Source organism: Mesorhizobium sp. M2A.F.Ca.ET.037.01.1.1, assembly GCF_003998075.1.
Lineage (GTDB): Bacteria > Pseudomonadota > Alphaproteobacteria > Rhizobiales > Rhizobiaceae > Mesorhizobium.
In genome coordinates this window covers 1-1,719 of record NZ_RZSA01001220.1, presented here as the reverse complement: position 1 = coordinate 1,719, position 1,719 = coordinate 1, and the positions used below count along the sequence as shown (strand labels likewise).

Here is a 1,719-nt window from a genome sequence, read left to right as displayed (position 1 = left end):
ATCGTGCCCTCACAGATCTCGCCGCGCTCGTTGGCTAAAAGCACTTCGTCGGCGCGCGTGGCGAGATATTCCGCGCGGGCATGCGTGTAGACCTGACGCAGGCTGGTCTTGTGGCGCAGCATCGTGTTGGTGGAATCGAGACGGATCCGCGCCAACTGCAGCCGCCAGACCTTGTCCACGGGCAGCGGTTCATAGGCTTGAGCGGCAGCCGTCGCTTCGCCATTGCGCCGCAAGGCAAGGCGCACGCGCAAGGCAATCCCGTGTCCGTTGACGGTGTTCGACAGCACTTCGCCGATCCGTTCGGGATCGCAGGCGAAGCCGAGCTCGGCGGCGGACGCATAAAGCCTGGCGAGATGGCGCTCGAAGCGCAGGAAGCCTGAACCCGGCTCCCAGCGCATGGTCTCGATCAGCTCGAAGCCGGCACCGTTCCCGTCGCGAAGCGCGCTTTCAACAGACACTCCCGATACTCCTCCTCGGCTGTGGAATCGAAGACGACGCCGCCGCCGACATTGTAGACGGCCTCGCCGTCGGCAAAGAGCGAGATGGTGCGGATCGCCACCGAAAAACGCATCCTGCCGGCCGGCGCGATCCAGCCGATGGCGCCGCAATAGACGTCGCGCGGCGCGTCTTCCAGCTCGTGCAGGATTTCCATGGCGCGGATTTTCGGCGCGCCGGTGATCGAGCCGCAAGGAAACAGCGCGGCGAAGACCTGGCGGATGCCGATATCGGGCAGCAGCTTCGCCCGCACACGGCTCACCATCTGGTGCACCGTCGGATAGGTCTCGATGCGGAACAGTTCCGGCACCTCCAGTGTGCCGACCTCGCTGATCAGCGAGATGTCGTTGCGCAGCAAATCGACGATCATCCGGTTCTCGGCCTGGTTCTTCTCGTCGTTGCGCAGGAAGGCTTTCAGCCGGGCATCCTCGGCCTTGGTCGCGCCGCGCGGCGCGGTGCCCTTCATCGGATGCGTCTCGATCATGCCGTCGGCGTCGATCCGGAAGAACAGTTCGGGCGAGCGCGACAGGACGATCGGATCGCCGAGCGAGATCAGCGCGCCGTATTTGACCGGCTGGCGCTCGGTCAGCGCGTCGAAGGCGGCAAGCGGATCGCCGGACCATTGCGCGCGGACCGGGAAGGTGAGGTTGCCCTGATAGCAGTCACCCTTGCGGATGTGGTTGTGAAGGCGCGCGAAGCGGCCGGCATAGTCCTCGGCGGACCACGTTGCCCTGGCATCGAAGATCGGGCCGTTGCTGGCGGACGCCCGCGATTGCGGGACCTCTTGCTCGTCGGGCGCATCGAAGACGCCGAGACAGACCAGCGGCGCGCGGCGGCCTTCGGGCAGCAGCGGCACCAGTTTAGGCTCGAGCAGGTAGCCGGCCTCGTAGGAGAAATAGCCTGCCAGCCATTTGCCGGCGTCGGAAGCAGCCTGGGCTCGCTCGAGCGCCGGCGCGAACTCCTCCGCAGTGCGCGCGAGAATGATCTCGTGCGGCCGGTCGAACACCAGCTGACGCGCGCTCTCGTCATTGCGGAATATGGCTGCGGGCAGGGGCATGAGCCTCGGAAGCGGACAATTCAGTCGACCGGTCTATATGGGGGCCCGGGGACGCGCAATCGAGGGAACGGCGTCGAGCGACGCAAAGGCGGCTGGCCAAAATAAAGACGGCGCCCCATGCGGGCGCCTCGTACCAACCAGACGGATATTCAGGTGTTGCTTACGGT

General features: G+C 65.6%; 2 protein-coding genes. Both read right to left on the bottom strand.

Annotated features, from left to right (window positions below; translation table 11 throughout):
* A partial coding sequence (locus tag EOA27_RS35310; RefSeq protein WP_127258600.1) for an aminotransferase class IV occupies window positions 1-458 on the bottom strand: 458 nt, incomplete at its 3' end.
* Entirely contained in the window at window positions 407-1,552 is a 1,146-nt protein-coding gene (locus EOA27_RS35305) for an aminodeoxychorismate synthase component I (RefSeq protein ID WP_126081475.1), read from the bottom strand. The genes EOA27_RS35305 and EOA27_RS35310, both read right to left, overlap by 52 nt.
* Window positions 1,553-1,719 lie beyond the last annotated feature (167 nt).

Coding starts and splice junctions, on each gene's coding strand:
- EOA27_RS35305 (WP_126081475.1), bottom strand. CDS start 1,552: ATGCCCCTGCCCGCAGCCATATTCCGCAATGACGAGAGCGCGCGTCAG.